Annotated in this window: 18 protein-coding genes and 1 tRNA gene; 8 read left to right on the top strand and 11 right to left on the bottom strand. The window is 67.6% G+C overall.

What is annotated here, in order from left to right; all coding sequences use genetic code 11:
- Positions 1-42: 42 nt before the first annotated feature.
- The 5 genes from BMY12_RS04780 to BMY12_RS04760 all read right to left on the bottom strand — a co-directional run bounded on the left by BMY12_RS04780 (position 43) and on the right by BMY12_RS04760 (position 3,245).
- Positions 43-474: an ExbD/TolR family protein gene (locus BMY12_RS04780; RefSeq protein ID WP_093282778.1), complete on the bottom strand. Its 432-nt coding sequence runs from the start codon at positions 472-474 to the stop codon at positions 43-45.
- 222 nt (positions 475-696) lie between these two features.
- Positions 697-1,119, bottom strand: a complete 423-nt coding sequence (locus BMY12_RS04775) for an ExbD/TolR family protein (RefSeq protein ID WP_093282776.1) — start codon at positions 1,117-1,119, stop codon at positions 697-699.
- 78 nt (positions 1,120-1,197) lie between these two features.
- The gene (locus tag BMY12_RS04770) at positions 1,198-2,064 is read right to left on the bottom strand and encodes a MotA/TolQ/ExbB proton channel family protein (RefSeq protein WP_093282772.1); all 867 of its coding nucleotides are present in this window, start codon (positions 2,062-2,064) and stop codon (positions 1,198-1,200) included.
- A gap of 68 nt (positions 2,065-2,132) precedes the next feature.
- Complete coding sequence (locus tag BMY12_RS20785; RefSeq protein ID WP_093282770.1) at positions 2,133-2,735, bottom strand: energy transducer TonB; 603 nt, start codon at positions 2,733-2,735, stop codon at positions 2,133-2,135.
- A 434-nt stretch (positions 2,736-3,169) separates the two neighbouring features.
- A tRNA-Thr gene (locus tag BMY12_RS04760) sits at positions 3,170-3,245 on the bottom strand.
- Positions 3,246-3,356: 111 nt separating this feature from the next.
- Between BMY12_RS04760 and BMY12_RS04755 the strand changes: the two genes are divergently transcribed.
- Positions 3,357-4,304 (top strand): methyltransferase domain-containing protein, encoded by a 948-nt coding sequence (locus tag BMY12_RS04755; protein ID WP_093282767.1) that lies wholly within the window; start codon positions 3,357-3,359, stop codon positions 4,302-4,304.
- A 4-nt stretch (positions 4,305-4,308) separates the two neighbouring features.
- Here the strand turns inward: BMY12_RS04755 and BMY12_RS04750 are convergent, their stop codons facing one another.
- Positions 4,309-4,572, bottom strand: a complete 264-nt coding sequence (locus tag BMY12_RS04750; RefSeq protein ID WP_093283211.1) for a YkgJ family cysteine cluster protein — start codon at positions 4,570-4,572, stop codon at positions 4,309-4,311.
- Between the two features lie 90 nt (positions 4,573-4,662).
- On the opposite strand from BMY12_RS04750, the gene tesB reads away from it, so the two are divergent.
- Both tesB and BMY12_RS04740 read left to right on the top strand, forming a co-directional pair.
- Positions 4,663-5,547 (top strand): acyl-CoA thioesterase II, encoded by an 885-nt coding sequence (tesB, locus tag BMY12_RS04745; RefSeq protein WP_093282765.1) that lies wholly within the window; start codon positions 4,663-4,665, stop codon positions 5,545-5,547.
- Positions 5,548-5,568: 21 nt separating this feature from the next.
- The gene (locus BMY12_RS04740) at positions 5,569-6,582 is read left to right on the top strand and encodes an AraC family transcriptional regulator (RefSeq protein ID WP_093282762.1); all 1,014 of its coding nucleotides are present in this window, start codon (positions 5,569-5,571) and stop codon (positions 6,580-6,582) included.
- A 23-nt stretch (positions 6,583-6,605) separates the two neighbouring features.
- On the opposite strand, the gene dusB is transcribed toward BMY12_RS04740, so the two are convergent.
- Both dusB and BMY12_RS04730 read right to left on the bottom strand, forming a co-directional pair.
- A complete protein-coding gene (gene dusB, locus BMY12_RS04735) occupies positions 6,606-7,598 on the bottom strand; it encodes a tRNA dihydrouridine synthase DusB (protein ID WP_093282759.1) in 993 nt (330 codons plus the stop codon).
- A 170-nt stretch (positions 7,599-7,768) separates the two neighbouring features.
- A complete protein-coding gene (locus BMY12_RS04730; RefSeq protein ID WP_177188842.1) occupies positions 7,769-8,683 on the bottom strand; it encodes an MBL fold metallo-hydrolase in 915 nt (304 codons plus the stop codon).
- 154 nt (positions 8,684-8,837) lie between these two features.
- On the opposite strand from BMY12_RS04730, the gene BMY12_RS04725 reads away from it, so the two are divergent.
- From BMY12_RS04725 to BMY12_RS04705, 5 genes are all read left to right on the top strand, one after another.
- A complete protein-coding gene (locus BMY12_RS04725) occupies positions 8,838-9,539 on the top strand; it encodes an esterase/lipase family protein (protein WP_093282753.1) in 702 nt (233 codons plus the stop codon).
- A gap of 110 nt (positions 9,540-9,649) precedes the next feature.
- Positions 9,650-10,318 carry a TetR/AcrR family transcriptional regulator gene (locus BMY12_RS04720; RefSeq protein WP_093282750.1) on the top strand — a complete coding sequence of 223 codons (669 nt, stop codon included), beginning with the start codon at positions 9,650-9,652 and terminating at the stop codon, positions 10,316-10,318.
- On the top strand, positions 10,315-11,688 hold the full coding sequence (locus BMY12_RS04715; protein ID WP_093282748.1) for a TolC family protein: 1,374 nt from the start codon (positions 10,315-10,317) through the stop codon (positions 11,686-11,688). The genes BMY12_RS04720 and BMY12_RS04715 overlap by 4 nt, the downstream gene beginning before the upstream one ends.
- The gene (locus BMY12_RS04710) at positions 11,685-12,722 is read left to right on the top strand and encodes an efflux RND transporter periplasmic adaptor subunit (RefSeq protein WP_093282745.1); all 1,038 of its coding nucleotides are present in this window, start codon (positions 11,685-11,687) and stop codon (positions 12,720-12,722) included. Before BMY12_RS04715 ends, BMY12_RS04710 begins: the two co-directional genes overlap by 4 nt.
- 7 nt (positions 12,723-12,729) lie before the next feature.
- Positions 12,730-15,792, top strand: a complete 3,063-nt coding sequence (locus BMY12_RS04705) for an efflux RND transporter permease subunit (protein ID WP_093282743.1) — start codon at positions 12,730-12,732, stop codon at positions 15,790-15,792.
- Between the two features lie 16 nt (positions 15,793-15,808).
- Here the strand turns inward: BMY12_RS04705 and BMY12_RS04700 are convergent, their stop codons facing one another.
- The 3 genes from BMY12_RS04700 to BMY12_RS04690 all read right to left on the bottom strand — a co-directional run bounded on the left by BMY12_RS04700 (position 15,809) and on the right by BMY12_RS04690 (position 18,946).
- Complete coding sequence (locus BMY12_RS04700) at positions 15,809-16,654, bottom strand: HDOD domain-containing protein (RefSeq protein ID WP_093282740.1); 846 nt, start codon at positions 16,652-16,654, stop codon at positions 15,809-15,811.
- Between the two features lie 104 nt (positions 16,655-16,758).
- The gene (locus BMY12_RS04695) at positions 16,759-18,213 is read right to left on the bottom strand and encodes a bifunctional serine/threonine-protein kinase/universal stress protein (RefSeq protein ID WP_093282738.1); all 1,455 of its coding nucleotides are present in this window, start codon (positions 18,211-18,213) and stop codon (positions 16,759-16,761) included.
- On the bottom strand, positions 18,203-18,946 hold the full coding sequence (locus BMY12_RS04690) for a metallophosphoesterase family protein (RefSeq protein ID WP_093282735.1): 744 nt from the start codon (positions 18,944-18,946) through the stop codon (positions 18,203-18,205). The genes BMY12_RS04695 and BMY12_RS04690 overlap by 11 nt, the downstream gene beginning before the upstream one ends.
- Positions 18,947-18,950 lie beyond the last annotated feature (4 nt).

Here is an 18,950-nt window from a genome sequence, read left to right as displayed (position 1 = left end):
GATGGCCTAAAGACTAGGGACGATGGCTGTCCCGGGTATGAATCACATGAACTGTTCGTTGCCGACCAGACCGATGTTGGTCACGCCCAGACGTTGGGCACTGGCCAGCACGGCGGCGACGTACTTGTACTCGACCAGCTTGTTGGGCCGGATGTGGAATTCGGGTTGCGGGTCCTGATGCGCGGCCTGCAGCAGCTGGCCTTCCAGGGTCGCGCGATCCGGCACCACATTGCCGTTCCACAGAATCGTGCCGTCGAAGTCGATTTCCAGTTCGACCACTGGCGGCGGCGCGGCGTCCGAAGGCGGCGGGTTGGCCGTCGGCATGTCCAGCTTCACCGCGTGTGTCTGCACCGGAATCGTGATGATCAGCATGATCAGGAGCACCAGCATCACGTCGATCAGCGGCGTGGTGTTGATGTCCACCATTTCCTGCGGATCGCCGGAGCTGCCGCTGCTGCCTACATTCATTCCCATTGCTGCGTTCCTTCTGTGGTTTTGCGCTGCCGTCCCTGGCGAGACTTCATCTCTTGATTGAACCCCGGCCCGGCCATCCATGACCGGGCGTTCGTGTGCTCATCAATCTGCTTTGGCTCCGCCATCCTTGGCGCGACTGCAACGCTTGATTGAACCCCGGCCCGGCCATCCATGGCCGGGCGTTCGCCTGCGCGCGAAGCTGCGCTTCGCAAGCGCGCAGGCTCACCCCCTCGGCGGCGGTTCGGTGATGAAGGCCACCTTGACGATGCCGGCGCGCTGACAGGTCACCACCACCTGACCCACCGACTGGTAGCGCGCGTTCATGTCGCCACGGATGTGCACTTCAGGCTGCGGCACCTTCACCGCCTCGACCTTCATCTTGTCGAGCAGCGTCGGCAGATCCGGCACCAGCTTGGTGTTCCAGTAGATCAGACCGTCCTTGTCCACCGCGATCACGATGTTTTCCGGCTTGGTCTGCGTCGGCTGATTGCGCTCGTTGGGCAGCTTCAAGGGCACCGTCTGCGTCACCACCGGAATGGTGATCAGGAAGATGATCAGCAGCACCAGCATCACGTCCACCAGCGGCGTGGTGTTGATGCTGCTGTTCAGCTCGTCGTCGTCTTCGCCGCCGACTTGCATGGCCATGCGTAATTCTCCGTCTGCTCGGTCTGCGGCCTGCGCACCGGGGCGAGCTTCGCCCCGGGCTCAAGACCGCTGCGGGGCTTACTTCTTGGCTTCGCCGATGCGACCGCCCGAGAGCAGCACGCTGTGCAGATCGGCACCGAAGGCGCGCACCTGCTCCATCGCAGTCTTGTTGCGGCGGACCAGCCAGTTGTAGCCCATCACCGCCGGCACGGCGACGGCCAGACCGATGGCGGTCATGATCAGCGCTTCACCCACGGGACCGGCAACCTTGTCGATCGAAGCCTGGCCCGAGATGCCGATGGCGGTCAGCGCGTGATAGATGCCCCACACCGTGCCGAACAGCCCCACGAACGGCGCCGTCGAACCCACGGTGGCCAGCACCGCCAGACCACTCTGCAGACGGCTCTGGATTTCCTCCACCGCGCGGCTCACCGACATGGTCACCCAGCTCGACAGATCGATCTGCTCGACCAGCGTGCCCTCGTGATGCTGACTGGCGTTATGACCACGGTCGGCGATGTACCAGAACGGCGTGCCGGCCTTCAGCGCGCCCAGGCCCGCCGACACCGAAGAAGCCGTCCAGAACGAGGCATTGGCTTCCTTCGACTGCTTGAACAGCTTCTGCTGCTCGATCAGCTTCATCACCATGATGTACCAGGTGGCCGCCGACATGATCAGCATCAGCACCAGCACGCCACGCGCCACGAAGTCACCCGCCTTCCACAGCGCTTCCAGACCGTAGGGATTGGCAACCTGCACCTGCGACTTCTCCGACATATCGGTTGCCGGGCCGCCCTCGGCCGGCGCGGCAGCCGGGGCCTCGGCGGCAGCGGGAGCCGGTGCATCTTCGGCATAGGCGACGGGCGCGTTAAGGCTGCCGACCAGGCCGGCGATCAGCATCAATCCCGCGGCCAGCGCCGCTTTGCCACGAACAGTGAACAGCATCGTCAAATCCTCCAGGGTGTACAGCCAATACGTACCGTGAACGGGTGATCGGAAAAAAACCGGAATGCCTACTGCTGGCGGAAGGTGTATTTCAGCTGCGCCCACATCGGCGTCGGCTGACCGCCTTCCGTACCAGGCGTGAATTTGCACAGGCTCAGCGCGCGCTTGGCCGCCTCGTCCAGGCGCGGATAGCCGCTGGACGTTTCAACCTTCGCCTCGGTGACCTTGCCGTCTACACCCACCAGCAGCTGCAACACCACCGAACCGGTTTCGTTGAGGCGCTGCGAGATCGCCGGATATTCCGGCTCGCGGCAATTCTTGGCCTTGACCACCGGAGAGGTCTTCGCAGCCGGCGGCGGCGCCGCAGCAGGCTGCGGCGTGGTGGTGGCGTGAATCGCCGTGGTGGGCGCAGGCGGCTGCGCAATGCTGATCTCCGGCGGCGGAATCACCGGCGGCGGCGGGGTTTCGAAGGTGGGCGGCGGCGGCGGCGGCGGCGGCACGTCCTCTTTCACTTCCTTGAGAATCTTGGTCTCGATCGGCGCCGGCAGAATCTCGATCGCCTTGCGCGCCAGACCATTCACCAGCCCATAAACCAGCAGGGCATGAAACACCACCACACCTGCTATACCTGCGAGACGCCGCTTGGGATCCTCGCGTCGGCCGAATTCCATCGCGAAATTACTCCAGACCTAGATGATCGTCAGATTCATGAATTCATCAAACGTTTCACGCCGCGAAGGCGGAAATCGCTGAGGTGTGCTGTAAGGCGTTCTGGCTGATGCCGTACCTGTGGGCACCCGATGTCGCTCTACTGCAAGCCGCAATAGCCTTGCCGAACCCCATTGCCGCAATCCTCCTGCAACGTTAAAAAGCGCGCCGCATGATGCGGCACAGTCCGAAACTCGTGCAGTGTGATTTAGTAGTAATAATTGACTGCGTGGGCAGCAGTGAATTCATTGTACGCACCTGAGGCCCGAGCACAAGCACTGTAACCCGGTATTGCCGGGTGCGAACAGACGAGTTTCCGTACTTGACAAGATCGGCCTGGAAAGACCGTTCACCCATCGATCCGAAGCACGCGGACCGTGCCGCCTGGCAGCGGAGGTGGTGCCGACAGAGGGACTCGAACCCCCGACCCACTGATTACAAATCAGTAGCTCTACCAACTGAGCTATGTCGGCATTGCAGGCCCGCGATTGTACCGGCAGCACCGAGCGGACCGCGAGCCGCGCTTGCACCGGGCCCTGCGGACAGTCGGATAATGCCGGCCCTGAAACCCCTCTGCCCGCCTCATGAGCGAAATTGAACTGCACCGCAAGCTGCTGGGAGACAGTGGCCGCAACCAGGCTTTTGCCGAGGCGCTCAAGCGCGTGATCAAGCCCGGCCAGACGCAGCTGCTCGATATCGGCGCCGGCACCGGCTTCCTGTCTTTCCTGGCCCGTCGCCTGGGCGCGGCCCATGCCACGCTCATCGAATACAGCGATGCCCTGGAATTGGCCGAGGCGCTGGCCCGTCGCAACCGCATCGAGCAGCTGTCCTTCATCAAGACGCATTCCAGCGAGCTGCGGCGCAAGCTCGCCGTCGATGTGGTGGTGACCGAAACCCTGGGCAATTTTGCGCTGGAGGAAGGTTTCCTGGAAACGGCGCTGGACGCACGGCGCTTTCTCAAGCCCGGTGGCCTGATCATTCCGGGACGGCTGCGCCAGTACGTCGCGCCGGTGCTGCAGTCACGCGTGCAGGACGAGATCGACATCTGGCCCGGCGTGGGCTTTGATCTTGATCTGCAGCCGGCCCGGGAGATTTCGCTGAGCAATATGTACGTGCGCACGCTGCGTGCCGAGGACCTGGGTGGCGATGCCAGCCTGGCCCGTCTCTGGGATGATCTGGATCTGCGGCCGCAAAGCCGCGCACCGTCCAGCGACCGGCGCAGCCGCTCGCAGTGGCAGGCCCCCGAGCTGCGGCAACGGACCGTGCATGGTTTTGCCCTGTGGTGGGAGACCGAGCTGCTGGAAGGCCTGAGCCTGAGCACCTCGCCGCTGGCCGCGCCCACGCACTGGGAGCAGATCTATCTGCCCCTGCTGCAGGCCATCACCCTGGCCCCGGACGAACAGCTGGAACTGGAGCTGCGCTGCGACACCCGGCCGCAGACTGGCGTGCGCCTGCAGTGGACGGCGCGCGTGCAGCAGCACAGCAAGACCCGCAGCCAGCAGGCGCTGGACAGCTGGCGCGGACGGCTGTGAGCGCTCAGCGCGGCGCTGGCCGCGTGGCCTGCTCCAGATCGTGCAGATAGACCAACGCCTCTTCGCGACTCTGCCCGCACATCGCCGGCGTGGCCTGCAGACTGCCGCAGACCGCGGGCCGGCGCGGATCGCCGAACAGCGCGCAGCGCAGCTGTGTATCCAGATGCAGACAACGCACGCCGGCCGGCTTGCCCTGCGGCATGCCGGGCAGCGGCGAAGAGATCGAGGGGGCGATGCAGCAGGCGCCGCAACCCGGACGACAGTTCATCGCGGCCTGGCGGCCGGGCGCCCCGGCCAAACCACGCAACCTGGCGATGCAGTACCCTTGCGGCGATTTTGGACAAGCGCGTTTTGAGACATGAACCGGATTCTGAAGGACCTGATCAAGCTGCTCAATCTGGAAACGCTGGACGACAATCTGTTCCGCGGCGAATCACGTGACCTGGGCGGCAAGAGCATGTTCGGTGGCCAGGTCATCGGCCAGGCACTGGTGGCCGCCTCGCGCACACAGTCCGGCGCCGCCCTGATGCCGCATTCCCTGCACGCCTACTTCCTGCGTCCCGGCGACATGAGCAAGCCGGTGATCTACGAAGTGGACCGCGTGCGCGACGGCAAGAGCTTCATGACCCGTCGCGTGCAGGCGATCCAGAGCGGCCAGGTGATTCTCACCATGCTCACCTCGTTCCATCGCCAGGAAGCGGGCGACGAGCACCAGAGCAGCATGCCGCGCGTGGCGGACCCCGAGCAGCTGCGCCCCGAATCCAGTTACTTCGAGCAGTGGCTGGACGAGGCGCCGCAAGTTTCCGACCGCGTGCATCACGCGCTCACCCGCGAAATCGCCATCGAATTCCGCCCGGTGCAGCCCAGCAATCCCCTGCGCCCCAGCAAGCTGCCGGCCGAACAGGCGATCTGGTTCCGCTGCGGCAGCACGCTGCCCGACGACGCCATGCTGCACCGCTGCGTGCTGGCCTATGCCTCGGACTTCAATCTGCTGTCCACGGCCCTGCGTCCGCATGCGCGCTCCTGGTTCGCCGACAACATGGTCATCGCCAGCATCGACCACAGCCTCTGGTTTCACCGCGAGGCGCGCGTCGATCAGTGGCTGCTGTACGTGATGGACTCGCCCACCGCGCAGAACGCGCGCGGCTTCTCGCGCGGCCTGATCTACGACCGTGAAGGGCGGCTGATTGCCAGCGTGGCCCAGGAAAGCCTGATGCGCACGCTTGGCGCGGCGCCGGGCTGACACCCGCCGGCTGCGCTGCCCATGCACGGCGCACCGACACTGGCCCTGCACTATCTGGGCGCGCTGTTCGACTACCTGCGCGCCCGTGGACTGGCGCCGCAGCACATGCTCGAAGCGCCGCTGCCGCTGGCGGGTGATCGCGAGGCGCGCATCGCCGAAGCGCAGGCGGCACGCTGGTTTGAACAGGCTGCGCAGGCCCTGCATGACGATGCCCTGGGCCTGCACGTGGGCGAGCAGATCCGCCCCGACCATTACGGCGTGCTCGGTTACACCGCGATGGCCTGCGCCACGCTGGGCGAAGCACTGGCCTGCCAGCAGCGTTATCAGGCCCTGGTGCTCAACATCGTCAGCGAGCCGGCCCAGATCGAAGACGGGCGCCTGATTCTGCGCTGGCTCAGCGAGGGCGGCGTCCGCTACCGCCAGCTGGCCGAATTCAATCTGGGCGCCATGCTCAGCTTCATCCGCTGGTTGTCGGGGCAGAAGCTGCAGCCGCTGCGCCTGGATTTCCAGTACCCGCAGCCGCCCGACATCCGCGAGCATCAGCGCGTGTTCGGCTGCGAGCTGCGTTTTGCTCAGCCGCGTTATGCGCTGCTGCTGCCCTTGTCAGCGCTGAGCCTGCCGCTGATCCAGCCCGATCCGGCGATGCGCGCGCTGATGGATCATCGCGCCGCGCAGCAACTGGCGGCGCTGCGCGAATCCGACGACGACGCGCTGAGTGCGGCGCGGCGGCTGATTGCGCAAAGCCTCGGCGGCCACCGCCAGCCACTGGAACTGTCCGGACTCGCCGCGCAGCTGAAGCTGTCCAGCCGCAGCCTGCAGCGCAAGCTCGCGCAAGCCGGCCTGAGTTACTCGCAGTTGCTCGATGGCGTGCGCGCGGAACTCGCGCAGCGTTACCTGCAGGACGAAAGCCTGAGCCTGACCGACATCGCCTTTCTGCTCGGCTACTCGGAACAGAGTGCGTTCACGCGCGCGCATCGGCGCTGGACCGGACGCGCGCCGCAGGCGGCGCGGCAGACACGCGCAATTCACGGATAGGTTCTAGGGCTTGTTAACAGGCCCTAAGCCGCCGCCAGCTGCACGGGCTGCGCGAAGAACGCCGCCACCGCCTCGCGCTGCGCCGCCGCACTGTCCAGACGGTTCACCTCGCGCCAGAAGCGCGCCGCCTCGGGATGTTCGTGGCAGTACCACTGGATGTGCTTGCGCGCCACGCGCAGACCGCGACCCTCGCCGTAGAAGGCGTAGAGCGCATCCAGATGTTCCAGCAGCCAGCCGCCGATCTCGGCGCGCGGCGGCGCCGGCAGGCGGCTGCCGTGGCGCAGGTAGTGGCGCAGCTCGCGGAAGATCCACGGCCGCCCCTGTGCGGCGCGGCCGATCATCAAGCCATCGACGCCGGTGGCACGCAGCACCTCGCGGGCTTTCTCCGGCGAGTCGATATCGCCGTTGGCCAGCACCGGAATGCGCAGCGCCTGCTTGATCGCGGCGATGGTCTCGTACTCGGCCTGCCCCAGGAAATGATCCTCGCGGGTGCGGCCGTGCACGCTCAGCGCCCGAATGCCGGCATCCTCGGCGATGCGCGCGATGCGCAGACCGTTGCGCAGCTGGCGCGAGTAGCCGGTGCGGATTTTCAGGGTCACCGGCACATCCACCGCCGCCACCACGGCGGCGCAGATGCGCGCCACCAGCGCCTCGTCGCGCAGCAGCGCCGAACCGGCCTCGGCGCGACAGACTTTCTTCGCCGGGCAACCCATGTTGATGTCGATGATCTGCGCGCCCTGCGCCACGTTGTAGCGCGCCGCCTGCGCCAGCGCCTGCGGCTCGCCGCCGGCGATCTGCACCATGATCGGCGCCGGCTCGCCGGCGTGGTCAATGCGCAGCCGCGATTTCTCGGTGTGCCAGAGGCTGGCATCGCTGCTGGTCATCTCGCCCACGGCCAGATCGGCGCCGAAGCGCCGGCACAGCTGCCGGAACGGGCGGTCGGTGACGCCGGCCATCGGCGCCAGCACCAGCGCGGCTTCGCCAGGCGCACTGATCGGGTAGTGGGCGATATGCATACCCGGATTATCCACGATGGCTTGCGCGGGCATTCAAGAAAATTTGCGGCGCCAACGGATTTTTTATTCTTGCAATGCGTCGGCAAGGTCCTACACTGGTCGGGCGCCGCCTGACCCCCCGAGGGATTGGCGCACCCCCAACGGCGGATCACACGATCCGCCGCTTTTTTTCAGGGCGCCGCCAGCTGGGGCAGGGTCTGCATCACGCGATGATCGTGCGCCGGCACGATCAGCAGTTGCGGATTGGCCGCCGCCAGACGATGCAGCTGCGCCAGATCCGCGCGCACCGTCGCCGGGTTCACATCGACGATGCTGCGCGCCAGCCAGGGCCGCTCGGCCGGCAGATCGACGCCCTCGTGCTGCCAGGCCAGATCCCCGATGAACGCGTAGACGCGCGCGCCGCTGTGCACGAACACGATCACCGAGCCGGGCGTGTGGCCGCCGGCCGGCACCACGATCACGCTGCCGTCGCCGAACACATCATGGCTGGCGGCAAAGCCGGCGTAAGGGCCGTGCTCGAAGTCGTAGAGCTGGTAGTTGAGCTTGCCCAGACTGCGCGCCAGCGCCGACATCTCGCCGCCGTGTTCGATGAAATGTTTCTCTTCGGCATTGACCAGCACCGGTACGCCCGGCAGATCGGCCAGGCCGCTGACATGATCCCAGTGCGCGTGCGTGAGCAGCACCCCGGCGAGCTGCGGCGGCTGGATGCCGACCTTGGCCAGCTGGAGAGCGGCAGACTCGCCGCCTTGCGTGCGCGACAGCGTGCGCAGCAGCGCCGGCGTGGCGGCCAGATGCTGCGGCCAGGCGCTGGCGAAGCCGGCGTCGATCAGCAGCAGGCCGCGCGGATGCTTGAGCAGCACCACGTCCATGCCGAACTCGCGATCCTCCAGCCCGCCGCCGCGATAGGCGAAGAAAGCCTTGGCCTGCATGCTGCCGGTGTGCATCACCGCCAGCTGCACCGGCACCCCGGCGGGGCCCGGCGGCAGCGTGATCACGCCGGGCTGGGGCACGTCCAGACGCTGTGGCAGAAAACTCCACAGCAGCGCGCCCAGCAGCAACAGCAGCACCAGCAGCGTCTTCTTCATGACGGCTTCCCCTTTTTGATCCGGCTGCGCAACGCCCCGCCGGCCCAGCATAAACCCTGCTCCCTTGATCGGCTAAGAACCTGTCCGTAAATTGCGCGCGCAATTCACGGATAGGCTCTAAGCTGCGCCGCCTTCCGCCGCCACCGCAGGTCTCATGCCGCTTCAAGACTTAAACCCGCCCGGCAAACTTCTGCTGCTGATGGAAAGCCGCATCCTCGCCGAACGCGCGCGCTTTGCCTGGCAGTCCCGTCGTCTGCTGCGGGAGCTGCCCGCAGGACAGCAGCAGCCGCTGCTGATCATTCCCGGCTTCGGCTGCGACGATGCGCTGCTCGCCGCGCCGCGCCGTCTGCTCTGCGATCTGGGCTATGCCGCGCACGGCTGGGGCCAGGGCCGCAACCTGGGCATGCGCGCCGGCCTCAAGCAGGCGCTGGCCGCGCGCCTCGACGAACTGGCGCAGCGTCACGGCCAGAGCGTGCTGCTGCTGGGCTGGAGCCTGGGCGGGGTGTTCGCGCGCGAGATGGCGCGCCATCAGAGCACGCGGGTGCGCCGCGTGATCACGCTCGGCAGCCCCATCAACGGTCATCCGAATGCCAACAACATGGTGCTGCTGTTCAAGCTCGCCAACGGCGGCGGCGGCGTGGGCCCAGCCGAGCTCGAAGGCTTCGCCCGGCGCATCGTCGCGCCGCCGGTACCCTGCACCGCCGTCTACAGCAAAAGCGACGGCATCGTCGCCTGGCGCGCTTCACTGGAAGACCCCGCGCCGCAGTGCGAAAACCTGGAGGTGCGCGGCAGCCACTTCGGTCTGCCCTTCAACCCGCAGGTGCTGCGCATCGTCTGCGAGCGCCTGCAGGCCTGAACCCCGCCCCGCGAGCCGTGCGCAGCGCGCTGGCGGGCATCGTATTTGACATGTGTTGAATTACTGACACCACGTCAGTAAAGTGGCGGCTCATTCCAATCCCTGCCGCCATGAACCGCAGCCGCCAGCGCCGCGACGACGAGAAGGAACAGCGCCGCGAAGCGATCATCGACGCCGCGGTCGCGGTGTTCCATGCGCAGGGTTTCGAAGCCGCGAAGATGGAAGACGTGGCCCGCGCCGCGCGCATCTCGCGCGCGCTGGTGTATCTGTACTTCAAGAACAAGGCCGAGCTGCAGTTCGCCATCTGCCTGCGGGCGCTGCGCACCCTGCATGCGCGCATGCAGGCGGCGGTGACGCAGCAGAGCCATGGTGCGGCGCAGGTCCTGGCCATCGGCCGCGCCTACATCGCCTACGCGCGCGAAGAGCCGGCCTATTTCGCGGCCCTGTCCCGCTTCGAGGCGCATCAGGCCGGCTGCGGCGCCGAGGGCTCGGTGGAACACGCGGTGCTGCAGGCCGGCATCGCCGTGCATCAGCTGACCGTCGCCACGCTGCACACCGGCATGCGCGACGGTTCCATCCGCGACGATATCGAGCAGCCCATGCTGGTGGCGATGACGCTGTGGGCCTTCACCCACGGCCTGATCCAGATCGCGCAGACCAAGGGCGAGTTCCTGGCCGACGCCGGCGTGGCCGTGGACGCGATTCTCGAACAGGGCCTGGAGCTGGCGCTGCGCGGCCTGCAGCCGGCAGCCCTGCCGGGCCGGAAAAAAGCACGATGAGCCGGCGCCTGCTGCTGCTGTTGATGCTGCTGCCGGGTCTGGCGCGCGCCGAGGACGCACTGCTGCGCGATTACATCGACGAGGCCCTGCACGCCAATCCGGCCCTGGACGCGCAGCAGCAGGGCGTGCACATCGCGCAGTCCAATCTCGAACAGACGCAGGCCAAGCAATGGCCGGAGCTGAGCCTGAATGCGCGTTACACGCGCGCCGAGGGCGGCCGCACCATCGATATTCCCATCGGCAGCCTGCTCAATCCGGTTTACGACACGCTCAACCGCCAGCTGGTGGCCAGCGGCCAGCCGCCGCAGTTCCCCACCGTGCAGGACCAGAGCATCGCCCTGCTGCGCAGCCGCGAGCAGGAAACCAAGCTCAGCCTCTCGGCGCCGCTGTTCGCCCCGCAGCTCTGGGCGCAGGTCGATGCGCAGCGCGCGCTGCTCGATGCCAGCCGCGAGTCGCGCGAGGCTTATGCCCGCGTGCTGGTGCGCGAAACCAAGCGCGCCTACTACGGCGCGGTGCAGGCGCAGGCGGCGGTGGGCATCGTCGAGGCCAGTCTCGATCTGCTCAGCGAAAACGTGCGCGTGTCGCAATCCCTGCTGGACAACGGCAAGGCCACGCGCGACCGCGTGCTGCGCGCCGAAGCCGAGCGCCTGTCCGCCGTGCAGCAGCTCGACGCCGCGCGCGCGCAGGCCGCGCAGGCACGGCGCCTGATCAATGTGCTGCGCGCCAAGCCCGATGACGCGCCGCTGTCGCTGCCCGCGCCGGAATCCCTGGGCCTGCCGCCGCCGGCCGTGGGCACGCCACAGCTGCGTCCGGAAATCCGCCAGCTCGACGCCAGTCTCAAGGCCGCCAGCGCCGGCGAGCGCGTGGCGCGCAACGGCTATCTGCCGACCCTGGGCCTGGCCGCCGACTACGGCATCCAGGGCGAGCGCTACGACTTCGGCCCGGATGCGGATTTCGGCACGGTGTCGCTGGTGCTGCGCTGGTCCTTGTTCGAAGCCGGTGCGCGCAGCGCGCAGCGGCGTGGTGCGCTCGCGCAGAGCCGGCAGCTGCAGGATCAGCGCGAGGACCTGGAGCGGCGTCTGCGTCTGGCGCGGCGCAGCGCCGCCGATGATCTGGGCACCGCGCTGCGCGCCATCACCACCAGCCAGGCCCGCCTGGACGCCGCCGAGGAAGCCTTCCGCATCGCCGAGAAGAAACGCGCCGAGGCTTATCTGTCGCAGATCGAATTCCTCGATGCCGAACGCGCCCTGCGCGAAGCCCGCCTGGGCCTGGCAGTGGCGCGCTGCACGGCGCTGGATCGCGCCGCCGAGCTGGAACTCGCCGAAGCCCGTTATCCATTGCCCGAAGCTCTGTTGGGACCGCCGCCATGAGGCTCAAGCCTTTGCCCGTTTTCCTCTGCCTCGCGGCAAGTCTGGCGCTGAGCGCCTGCCGGCATCCCGACGCGGAGGAAGCCAAGCCCTTGCCGCGCGCGGTGCAGGTCGCGCCCGTCGAGACCGGTCCGGCGCTGGCGCCGGTGGTGGCCAGCGGCGTGCTCGCGGCGCGCGACGAAGCCAGGCTCGCATTCAAGATCGGCGGCGTGATTGCGAAGATCCACGTGCGCGCCGGCGAGCGCGTGAAAAAGGATCAGCTGCTGGCCGAGATCGAGGCCACTGAGGCCGACGCCGGCCTGGCGCAGGCGCAGGCCGCGCGCGACAAGGCGCAGCGTGACCTCAAGCGCGGCCAGCGTCTGTACCGCGACAACGTCGTCACCCGCGAGCAGGTCGAAGACCTGGGCACCGCCGCCAAGATCGCGCAGGCACAGTTCGATGCCGCGCGCTACAACCATGGCTATGCGCAGATCCTGGCGCCCGCCGACGGCGTGGTGCTGCGGCGCCTGGCCGAGGAGCGGGAGCTGGTCGCCGCCGGGCAGCCGGTGCTGGTCAGCAGCCGCACGCAGTCGGGCTATGTGCTGCGCCTGGGCCTGCCGGACCGCGACATCGTCAAGCTCAAGCTGGGCGATCCGGCGCAGGTGCAGTTCGACGCCTTTCCGCAGCAGCGTTTCACGGCGACGATCGCCGAGCTGGGCGGCAGCGCCGATCCGCGCAGCGGCACCTTCCCGGTGGAACTCGCCATCGAGGCCGGCGAACAGACCCTGCCCAGCGGCCTGATCGGCCGCGCCAGCATCGAAAGCCGCAGCGAGGCGCGGCGCAGCTACGTGCCGCTCACCGCGCTGGTGTCCGGCGACGGCAGACAGGCGCAGCTGTTCGTGCTGGACGGCACGCGCGCCAGGCAGCAGACCGTGAACGTGGCCTTCCTCAACGGCGAGCGCGTGGCCCTGCAGGACGCGCTGCCCGCCGGCACCCGCGTGATCACCGACGGCGCGGCCTTCCTTGCCGACGGCGAAACCGTGCGCGTGGTCCAGTAAACGCGCCATGCGCATCTCCGAATTCGCGGTCCGCAACGTCCCCTTCATGCTGGTGGTGTTCGTGCTGATGACCGCCATGGGCTTTTCCGCCTGGCAGAAGATCGCACGCACCGAGGACCCTTACTTTCCGATTCCGGCCTTCTCGGTGGTGGCGATCTATCCCGGCGCCGACCCGCGCGAGGCCGAACAGCAGCTGGTCAAACCCATCGAGGACGCCATCCACAGCCTGGACGACGTCAAGCACATCGACTCCACCAGCGACGACAGCCTGGGCATCGTGCGCGTGGAGTTCGAAGCCTCCGTCGATACCGACAAGAAGTTCGACGAGCTGCAGCGCGAGATCGACGGCCTGGGCCGCAAGCTGCCGGCCGGCGTGTCCAGCCTGGAGATCCACAAGGTCAATCCGGGCCTGGTCAACATCGTGCAGTACGCGCTGGTCTCCGAGACCCTGCCGTATCGCACCCTGGAGGATCTGGCCGAGGATCTGAAGGATCGCTTCGAGCGCGTCTCCGGTGTGCGCGAAGCCGAGACCTGGGCCTATCCGCAGCGCGAGCTGCGCGTGGAGCTGGATCTCAAGCGTCTGGCCGATCTCAATCTGCGGCCGCTGCAGGTGCTCAATGCGGTGCAGGGCGAGAACAGCAATGTGCCGGGTGGCGCGGTGGAAACCGGCGGGCGGCGCTTCAACATCAAGACCGTGGGCAGCTACCGCGATCCGCAGGAAGTGCTGGACACCGTGATCGTCGGCACCGGCGCCGCCGCGATCCGCGTGCGCGACGTGGCGCAGGTGCGCTGGGATTCCGGTTCGCTGGATTACATCGCGCGCTTCGACGGTCGCCGCGCCGTGTATGTCACCGCCAACCAGAAGAAGGATCGCAACATCTTCGACACCCGCGAGCAGCTGCTCGCCGCCGCCGAGGAATTCCGCAAGACCCTGCCGGCCGGCGTGACGCTGGAGCTGGGCTTCGATCAGTCGCGCAATGTCGATACGCGTCTCAAGCGCCTGGGCAAGGACTTCAGCATCGCCCTGCTGCTGGTGATCGTCACCCTGCTGCCGCTGGGTCTGCGCGCCGCCGGCATCGTCATGGTCTCGCTGCCGCTGTCGCTGGCCAGCGGTCTGGCGGCGCTGTACTTCGCCGGTTTCTCCCTGAACCAGCTGTCGATCGCCGGCTTCGTGATCGCGCTGGGCCTGCTGGTGGACGATTCCATCGTGGTCACCGAAAACATCGCCCGGCATCTGCGTGAAGGCCTGCCGCCGGACGAAGCGGCGATCCGCGCCACCAAGCAGATTTCACTCGCCATCCTGGGCTGCACGGCGACCCTGATGTTCGCCTTCCTGCCGCTGCTGGCCCTGCCCGGCAACTCCGGCAAGTTCATCCGTTCCATGCCGCTGGCGGTGCTGTTCACGGTGGGCGCTTCGCTGCTGGTGGCGCTGACCATGATTCCGTTCCTGGCCTCACGCCTGCTGCCGCGAGATGAGGACCATGAAGGCAATGCCGTGCTGCGCTGGCTGATGCGCGGCATCCACGGCATCTACGCGCCGATCCTGCAGCGCGCCCTGGCCCACCCGATCCGCACCGTGCTGCTGTCCAGCCTGGGCTGCCTGGCGGTGGCGGGGCTGATTCCGCTGATGGGCCAGAGCCTGTTCCCCAAGGCCGACACGCCGCAGTTCATGGTGCAGCTCAACCTGCCCAATGGCAGCAGCCTGAGCAGCACCGATGCCCTGCTGCGGCGCGTGGAGAAGCTGATGCTGGCGCAGCCGGAAGTCGCGCATGTGCTGAGCAATGTCGGCCACGGCAATCCGCAGATCTACTACAACATCTTCCCGCGCGAGCTGTCGGCCAATTACGGCGATCTGTTCGTGCAGCTCAAGCATTACGACGCCAACAAGACCCGCGCCTTCTACGAGCGCATGCGCCGTCAGCTCGACGATTTCAGCGGCGCCGACATCGTGCTCAAGGAGTTCGAGAACGGTCCGCCCATCGAAGCGCCCATCGCGCTGCGCATCATCGGCCCGGACCTCGAAACCCTGCGCCAGCTCGCCGCACGCCTGGAAGCGGTGATGCGCGACACGCCCGGCGTGCGCGACATCGTCAATCCGCTGCGCCGCAGCCGCCTGGATCTGCATCTGGACGTGGACACCGGCAAGGCCGGCCTGCTGGGCGTCTCGCCGCTGGAACTGAGCCAGGATGTGCGTCTGGCGGTGGCGGGGCTGTCGGCCGGCGAGTTCCGCGTCGGCAATGGCGACAGCTACCCCATCGTGCTGCGCGCGCCGATGTCGCCGCGCCCGGACCTGAGCACGCTGCAGGATCTGCACATCGGCAGCAGCAGCGGCGCGCAGATTCCGCTGGCGCAGCTGGCCGAGCTCAAGCTCAGCGACTCACCGCCGCGCATCTACCGTCGCAATCGCGAGCGCGCGGTTTCGCTCACCGCCTACACCGCCGCCGGCTACAACACCGAGCAACTGACCCTGGGCCTGCTCAAGAAGCTCGATGCCATGCAGCTGCCGGAAGGCTATCGCTACGAGGCCGGCGGCGAGCTGCAGGGCCGCCAGGACAGCTTCGCCGGCTTCGGCACCGCGATCATGGTTGCCGTCGGCGGCATCCTGGCGATCCTGGTGCTGGAGTTCGGCAGCTTCCGCAGCACCCTGATCGTGGCCACGGTGATTCCGCTGGGCGTGATGGGCGGCATCCTGATGCTGTTCCTCTGCGGTTACGACATCAGCTTCACCGCCGTGATCGGCTTCATCGCCCTGATCGGCATCGAGATCAAGAATTCGATCCTGCTGGTGGACTTCACCAATCAGCTGCGCGCCGAGGGCAAGGGTCTGGACGAGGCCATCGCCGAGGCCGGACAGATCCGCTTCCTGCCGATCCTGCTGACCTCGGTCACCGCCATCGGCGGCATGCTGCCGCTGGCCCTGCAGGATTCGCCGCTGTACTCACCGATGGCGCTGGTGATCATCGGCGGCCTGATCAGCTCCACCCTGGCCGGGCGTCTGGTGACGCCGGTGATGTACAAGCTGCTGCCGCCGAGCCTGCCGCGACCGCAGCTGCCGCGCGTGACGGTTTGAGCCGCAGCCCGCCCGCTCAGGCCACCGCCGAATCGGCGCTGGCCGTGGGGGCGACGGCGCCGCCGTAGCCCGGCAGCTTGTAGATATCCATGGTGGGCGTCACGCCCAGCTTGTCGTAGGCCGGCACGCCGATGCGCTCGACCTCGTTCCAGGGATAACCGTTGCCGGCGCGGCTCTGCAGCAGCGCCACCTGGATCAGATCGACATAGTCGGCCGGCCCCTCGTGGCGACGCGAGAACTGCGGCCAGAGCTCCGGCAGCTGCGCCAGTTCGGCGGGGAAATGCCAGGCGCGCAGCACCATGGTGCCGATGCGCGGCCCCAGGTTGTCCACGACATCGTCGATGTCGGCTTCGAAGCGGATCGATTCCGGGCGGTTTTCCGCCAGACGCAGAATCGGCAGTGCGCCGATGTGATGAATCAGTCCGGCCAGCATGGCCATTTCCGGATTCAGCGAGCCCTGATACGCGGCCAGTGCCTGCGCCCCGGCGGCCACTTCCAGGCTCTGCTCCCAGATGTAGCGCAAACGATATTCCATGCCGGAGGAGCCGCGCTTGAACATCTGTTCCACGGCCAGGCCGCAGACCAGCAGACGGGTCATTTCCAGGCCCAGGCGGGTGATGGCCTGCCGCACGTTCTCGACGTGGCGGCCGCCGCGCGCCGCCGCGCTGTTGGCCACCTGGATCAGGCGCGCCGCGGTGGCGGGATCCTTGTGCACCGCCGCCGCCAGCAGGGGCACGGTGACGTTGTCGCGCAGCGTCAGCTCGCGGACATGCAGCGCCACCTCGGGCAGGCTCGGTAATACCAGACGGTCCGCCGCGAGCGCTTCTGCGACCAGACGATGAAAGCGAGTGAAATCGGGCATGGCTGGTCACCGGTCATCGTGGAACCTGCTCAGTAAGCGACAGGCGGTATCAGAACTTAAATCCACGGTTTCCGCAGAAATCGATTCCAGGCGGTGAACGGTACTTATTCGCCGACGACGCGCTGCTGCGCCCGCACCACGGTCACGCTGCAGTCCGACTGCGCCACCACCTGCGAGGACACGCTGCCCAGGTAACGGCGCAGGGCGCGGCTGCCGCGCGCGCCCATGACGATGTGGTCCACCTCATTGCGCCGCGCGAATTCGATGATCGCGGTGGCGGCGTCCGGCGCCTCCAGCACATGGAAGGTCAGCCGCCCCTCCTCCAGCTTCAGGGCCTTGTGCAGGGGCCGCGCCCAGTGCTTGAGCGCCACCAGCTGCTTGAGATGCCGGCTCTGGCCCTGGGCATCGGTGCGCTCGTCCATGCCGATGCGGGCGGTGCGCATCACGCTCACGCAGGCCAGGCGCGCGCCGGGCTCGGTGAGCACCAGGCGCTGCACGGTGTCGCGCAGCTGCACCAGCAGCGCCGATGCCGCGTTCTCCACGTCCACCGCCGCCATCACGATGGGATTCTTCTGCGCCAGCGCCGCCACGCTCTGCGCCGCCGCCGGCGCCTCCGGGGCATGCGCGAACAGCCAGCGCCAGCCGCGCCGGAGCCAGCCGCTGCGCCGCAGCAGCGCGGCGCGGGCGCTGAGCGCGATCTGCTGCGGGTCCTGCAGGTCCAGCAGCAGCTGGGCGGCGCTCTGGTAACGCTGCGCCGGATCGATCTCCAGGCACTTCAGAATCAGCTCCTGCAGCCAGGGCGGACAGTCGGCGCGCCGCGCCCGCGGCGGCACCGGATCGACGTAGAGCCGCTTGCGCAGGCCGCGGATGCTGTCGGGCGAGCCGAAGGGCCGGCGCCCGGTGCTCAGGTGGTAGAGCATCACCCCCAGGGCGAACAGATCGCTGCGCGGATCGCCGCGCACATAGTGCAGCTGTTCCGGCGAGATATAGGGGCCGGTGCCCATGGGAATGGTGAATTCCTCTTCCAGCAGATCGGGCAGCTGCTCATGGCGCGACAGGCCGAAGTCGATCAGCACCGCCTTGCCATCGGCACGGAACAGCACATTGCTGGGCTTGATATCCAGATGCACCACGCGCTGGCGGTGCAGATCCTGCAGCGCCGCCGCCACCGCCCTGGCGATGTCCAGCACCTCGGCCACCGGCAGCGGCGCCCGGTCCAGGCGCGGACGCAGCGTCTCGCCCGGGATGTGCTCCATGACGATGTAGGGCTGGCGCGTGAAATCACCCTTGGCCACGAAGCGCGGCACATGCGGCCCGGTCAGGCGCGGCATGATCATCTGCTCCACTTCGAAGCCGACGATGGTGGCCGGGTCCTCGCCGCCCTTGATGCGCGGCACCTTCATGATCAGCGGCGGATCGGGCTTGGCGCCGGGCGGGCTGTTGACGCGCGTGACCCGCCAGAGGCTGGCCATGCCACCCTGATGCAAACGCTCTTCAAGACGGAAATCATCGATGAGCTGGCCGGCGGCCAGCGGCGCCGCGCTGCCTTCAGCGGCCATCGCTCAGGCGGTCCGCGAACCACGCCGGCAGACCGGCCTCACGGATCTTGTCGGCGGCGCGCTCGTGGTCATAGGGCACGCGGTGAAACACCAGTTCCTGCGCGGCGAGATCGAGAATCGCATAGGCGGCGGCGGGATTGCCGTCGCGCGGCTGCCCCACCGAACCCGGCACTGCCAGCCACTGGCGATGCGCCGGCACCGGAATCGGCACGCCGTCGCTGGGCACGAAGTCGCCGCACTTGGCGGTGCCCGAGAGGTAATACAGACGCGGGTCATGCATATGCCCGCAGAACAGGTACTGACAGCCGCCGGCCTGCAGACTGGCTACCGCATCACTGCGGCTGCGCACATAGCCCCACTCGCCCGGGGCCACGGCATTGGCATGCACGAACAGGATCGCGCCCTCGCGCTGGGTCAGCGGCAGGCTGCGCAGGAAATCGAACTGCGCGGGCGACAGCTGTCGCTGCGTCCAGGCAATCGCCTCGCGGGCATCGGCGCGCATGTTCTGCGGCGCGCCCTTGAGCGCCGCCTCATCGTGATTGCCCAGCAGCGCGATGGCGCCCTGCGCCACCAGCTCCCTTGCCGTGTCGAGCACCCATCCAGGCTCGGCGCCGTAACCGACGAAGTCACCGAGCAGGGCATAGCGCTGCACTTCCTGCGCGCGCGCGTGTTCGAGCACGGCCTCCAGGGCTTCGCGGTTGGCATGCAGATCGGTGAGCACGGCGAGCTTCATCGGG

Origin of the sequence: Solimonas aquatica, from assembly GCF_900111015.1 — a bacterium.
In the GTDB taxonomy this organism is placed as follows: Bacteria; Pseudomonadota; Gammaproteobacteria; order Nevskiales; family Nevskiaceae; genus Solimonas; species Solimonas aquatica.
The sequence above is the reverse complement of the archived record's forward strand: the minus strand, read 5'-3'. Positions and strand labels throughout refer to the sequence as shown.